The sequence below is a fragment of the Gemmatimonas sp. genome (genome assembly GCF_041689975.1).
Classification (GTDB): domain Bacteria; phylum Gemmatimonadota; class Gemmatimonadetes; order Gemmatimonadales; family Gemmatimonadaceae; genus Gemmatimonas.
In genome coordinates, this window is sequence record NZ_JBDNFF010000367.1 from 1 (window position 1) to 4,659 (window position 4,659).

Sequence of the window (4,659 nt, forward strand, 5' to 3'; positions counted from 1 at the left end):
GACTACGGACGTACGCTGCCGCCGCTATTCGAGCAGGTCCGCGCGCAGCTCGCTCTGCGCGACGGCGCGATCGTGGAAACGGTGACCGTGCGCGGCGATCCGGCGTCGTCACTGCTGTCCGTAGCGCAGCAGGCGCACTGCGATCTGATCGCGGTCGGCACGCAGCGTCACAGCTTCCTCGAGCGGCTGGTGGTGGGCTCGGTCGCCACGCGGGTGCTGCGTTCGGCCCGGTGCGGTGTGCTCGCGGTGCCGTCGGCCTGACGCTCAGCCTGACCGTGGATGCTAGAACACCCGCACGTGGAAGTACCGTTTCGGATTCTTCTTCACGTCTGCGACCAGCGAGCGCAGTTCGCGCACCAGTGAATAACTCCGCTGATACAGCGCGGGGTCGTTCACCATCATGCCGAGTGTTCCACGGCCGGAGTTCACCTTGGCGAACACCGAGTCGGCCTTGGCCACCGCGCTGGACAGTCGTCCCTCAGTGCGATCGAGTCCCTCTGCCACTTCGCGCAGGCGCGTGGTCGCTGCCAGCACGCGCGGCACCACGAGATGACGCATCGGATCGAAGGTGAGCGATTCGAGCGCATCGATCTGTTCGGTCACACGCATCGTGCCCAACTCGGGAACCCACTCTTTCGTATCACGCATGGCACGGAAGGTCGCCATCACGAAGCGTGAGCCGGCACCGATCTGATCGACGAACGATCGTGTGGCGCGACCCACGGTGCTGACGCCTCGATGCATCGTGTTGGTGAAGGTCGTGGGTGCGGTCACGGCCAACCGATCCAAATGCCCACGCCCGCCGCGGCAGCCAGCGCCAGCAGACCAATCGCCGCCCGTCCACGGAACCGTGGACCACCGATGCTGACCACGAGCGCCAGCTTGAGCATCGTATTCGACAGCACGCCGATACCGATCGCCGCGGCGGCTACGCGCACGTTCGCCGCGTCAGTGCCGTAGCGCGTCATCGAGACCGTGAGCGCGTCCACGTCGGTGAGACCGAGCAGCGTGGCCGAGAGGAGTACGCCGGTCGTACCGACGGCCCGCTGCACCCACGCGATCGCGAAGAGCACTATCTGGAAGGCCAGCACCATTTGCAGCGACGTGGCGAGGGCGAGCGGGTTGTGTCCAACGATCGCGCCATTGCCTTCGGCGGGTGTCGGCGACACCCGCGTTTCGCGCTCCTGCCACATCACGAAGGCAACGAGCGCGATACCGACCAGGAATGGCAGCACCAGAATGGGTACGGCGGCGGCGGCTACCGCCGGCTGCAGCATCCACGATGTGACCAGCACGCGCGGGACGAGTACCGTGCACGCGGCGACCACGCCGAGGGCCAGCGGGAGCGCCAAAGCGGGTTCGGCGCGACTCCGTCGGCTGAAGGTGAGCGAAACAGCAGTAGACGACACGAGGCCGCCCAAGAGACCGGTGACGGCGAGTCCCCGCGTTTCACCGATCACGCGTCGCGCGATATAGCCGGCGAAGTTCAGCCCCGAAAAGAGCAGCACCACGATCCAGAGCTGTCGCGGCTGGAACGCGCCGAACGGCCCGTACGCGCCCGACGGCAGCAGGGGCAGGATGACCAGCGCCAGCACGGCGAATTGCAGCGCGGCCCGCAGTTCATGTGGGGCGATCTTCTGGAGCGCGTTCTGGAACGTCGATTTCTCGGCCAGCAGCAGCACGCACAGCACGGCCGCCGCACTGGCCAGCGTGCGATGGCCAAGGGCGGAGGCGGCCCCCATTGCCACCACCAGCATGGCGGCAACTTCGGTGGTGCCGTCGGTCGTGGTGCCGGGGCGGCGCAGCGTGGCCGCATAGGCCGCGATAGGGAAGAGCACCCCGGCGCCGATGATCACGGCAGCCAACGCTGGCTGGCCCTCGCGGAAGAACCAGCCGCCAAAGCCTCCAATCACCCCGAGCAGGGTGAACGTGCGGATGCCGGCGAAGCGGCCGTCGGGGCCGGTCGTATGTCCCGACCATTCACGCTCGGCGCCCACCGCCAGTCCGACCAGCGCCGAAACCAACAGGTCAAGAGCGAGAGGAAGATCAAGCATGAGAGGCAATGGTAGCACCGATCACGCTCTACGGGAGGGGCAAATCCCAGAGAGGCGCCGTTCTTGGCTGCCTGCGTTTTCACCAAGGGCTATCCTTTCATCCGGATACACGGATATATTTCAAGCATGACCTCGCCGCGCCTTCCCATTCACGACCGTATGGTCGAGCTCGCTGACGCCACCCGGTGTCGGCTGCTTTCGGCGTTGGAGCGACAGGCGCTAACCGTGGGCGAGCTGGCGGCGGCATTGCAGCTGCCGCAAAGCACCGTGAGTCGGCATCTGAAGATTCTGGCCGATCAGGATTGGATCGCGTCGCGGGCCGAAGGGGCAAGTCGCTGGTATCGCCGTAATCCGTCACTCGCCGCGGACTCGCGCGCGTTGTGGGAAATCGTGCGTTCGGCGCTGGGCAGTACGCCGGCCTCGTTGCAGGATGCCGCGCGCATCGATGCCGTGATCGCGGCCCGTCGTGCCGGCACGCAGGCGTTCTTCGCGACCGCCAGCGCCGAATGGGATGCGTTGCGCAACGACCTGTTCGGAGTGCGCGCCGACTTGGGCGCCGCCCTCGCCTTGCTCGACGACTCGCTGATCGTCGGTGACCTGGGTTGCGGTACGGGCGCGTTGGCCGCTGCGCTCGCGCCGCACGTGGCGCACGTGCACGCCATCGACGCGTCGCCGGCCATGCTGTCGGCCGCGTCGTCGCGACTCGCCGCCTGCAGCAACGTGACGCTCAGCGAAGGCACGCTCGAAGCGCTACCCCTTCGTGACGCCTCGCTCGATGCCGCCGTCCTCATGCTGGTGCTGCATCATGTGGCCGATCCCCAGCGCGCGTTGACCGATGTGCGACGCGTGTTACGCCCCAACGGACGCTTGCTGATTGCCGACATGCGTCCGCATGCCCACGAGCGCTATCGCGAGCAGATGGGGCACGTCTGGCTCGGCTTCGATCCGCTCGAACTCACGGCGTGGTTGCACGACGCCGGCTTTACCGCCGTCCGCTATGTCCCGTTACCGGTGGATTCCGATGCCACCGGCCCTGCGTTGTTCTCCGCCACGGCGCGCTGCGCTGTGGGTTTGCGTTCCGACTCTTCCCCCAGGAATCATCCGTAAATGTCTACCGTCGTCGTTACCGAAAAGGGTGCTGCGCCATTGGCGTCGCTCGACCGTCCCACGTTCGCCGTGCGTGATCTCGCGCTGGCCGAGTGGGGCCGCAAGGAAATCCGTCTGGCCGAATTCGAGATGCCGGGTCTGATGGCGTTGCGCGCGGAATACGCGGGCAAGCATCCGCTCGAGGGCGCGAAGATCATGGGCTCGTTGCATATGACGGTGCAGACCGCCGTGCTGATCGAGACGCTCGTGGCACTTGGCGCCGACGTGCGCTGGGTGTCGTGCAACATCTTCAGCACGCAGGATCATGCCGCGGCCGCCGTGGCCGTGGGTCCGAACGGAACGGTGGAGTCGCCCAAAGGCACGCCGGTGTACGCGTGGAAGGGTGAGACGCTCGAAGAGTACTGGTGGTGCACGGAGCAGGCGCTGATGTGGAGCGACGGCACGGGCCCGAATCTGCTGCTCGATGACGGCGGCGATGCCACGTTGCTCGTGCACAAGGGCACGGAGTTCGAGAAGAGCAGTACGATCCCCGGCTTCGACAGCGACAACGAGCCGGAAGAGTGGGGCGTCATTCTCGAGCTGCTGCGCGACCAACAGACGAAGAACCCGGGCCGTTGGACGAAGGTGTTGGCCGGTATCCGTGGCGTATCGGAAGAGACCACGACGGGCGTACTTCGCCTGTACGAAATGGAACGCGCGGGCACGCTGGCCTTCCCGGCCATCAACGTGAACGACGCCGTGACGAAGTCGAAGTTCGACAACCTGTACGGCTGCCGTCACTCGATCATCGACGGACTCAATCGCGCCACCGACGTCATGCTTGCCGGCAAGATCGCCGTGGTCATGGGCTACGGTGATGTGGGCAAGGGCTGCGCGCAGGCGCTCAAGGGTCAGGGCGCACGCGTGATCATCACCGAAATCGATCCCATCTGCGCCCTGCAGGCGGCGCTCGAAGGCTATCAGGTGACGACGCTCGAAGACGTGGTGGACGTGGCCGACGTGTTCATCTCGGCGACGGGCAACAAGAACGTCATCACCGTCGAGCACATGGGTCGCATGAAGGACAAGGCGATCGTGGCGAACATCGGCCACTTCGACAACGAGATCGACATGGCCGGTCTCAAGAAGGTAGAAGGCATGAAGCGCATCAACATCAAACCGCAGTACGACGAGTTCGTGCTGCCGAACGGGCGGTCCATTCTGATTCTTGCTGAAGGCCGCCTGATGAACCTTGGCTGCGCGACGGGTCACCCGAGTTTCGTGATGTCGGCGAGCTTTACGAATCAGGTGCTCGCGCAGCTTGAGCTGCACGCGAACGCCGAGAGCTACGGCAAGCGTGTGTTCACGCTCCCGAAGCATCTCGATGAGAAGGTGGCGCGCTTGCATCTGCCGAAGCTTGGCGTGAAGCTGACGCAGCTGAACACCGAGCAGGCGGCGTACCTGGGTGTGAATCCGATGGGACCGTTCAAGTCGGATCACTACCGCTACTAGGCCTCGC

At 65.4% G+C, this 4,659-nt stretch carries 5 protein-coding genes; 3 read left to right on the forward strand and 2 right to left on the reverse strand.

What is annotated here, in order from left to right; genetic code table 11:
* Positions 1–261 (forward strand): universal stress protein (locus ACESNG_RS21340; RefSeq protein WP_373070731.1); only part of this gene is annotated, 261 nt, incomplete at its 5' end.
* A gap of 21 nt (positions 262–282) precedes the next feature.
* Here the strand turns inward: ACESNG_RS21340 and ACESNG_RS21345 are convergent.
* On the reverse strand, positions 283–774 hold the full coding sequence (locus ACESNG_RS21345) for an ABC transporter permease (RefSeq protein WP_373070733.1): 492 nt from the start codon (positions 772–774) through the stop codon (positions 283–285).
* Positions 771–2,054 (reverse strand): MgtC/SapB family protein, encoded by a 1,284-nt coding sequence (locus ACESNG_RS21350; RefSeq protein ID WP_373060941.1) that lies wholly within the window; start codon positions 2,052–2,054, stop codon positions 771–773. Before ACESNG_RS21350 ends, ACESNG_RS21345 begins: the two co-directional genes overlap by 4 nt.
* Before the next feature lie 126 nt (positions 2,055–2,180).
* Between ACESNG_RS21350 and ACESNG_RS21355 the strand changes: the two genes are divergently transcribed.
* Positions 2,181–3,161 (forward strand): ArsR/SmtB family transcription factor, encoded by a 981-nt coding sequence (locus ACESNG_RS21355; protein ID WP_373060942.1) that lies wholly within the window; start codon positions 2,181–2,183, stop codon positions 3,159–3,161.
* Positions 3,162–4,652: an adenosylhomocysteinase gene (gene ahcY, locus ACESNG_RS21360; RefSeq protein WP_373060943.1), complete on the forward strand. Its 1,491-nt coding sequence runs from the start codon at positions 3,162–3,164 to the stop codon at positions 4,650–4,652.
* The last annotated feature ends 7 nt before the right edge of the window (positions 4,653–4,659 follow it).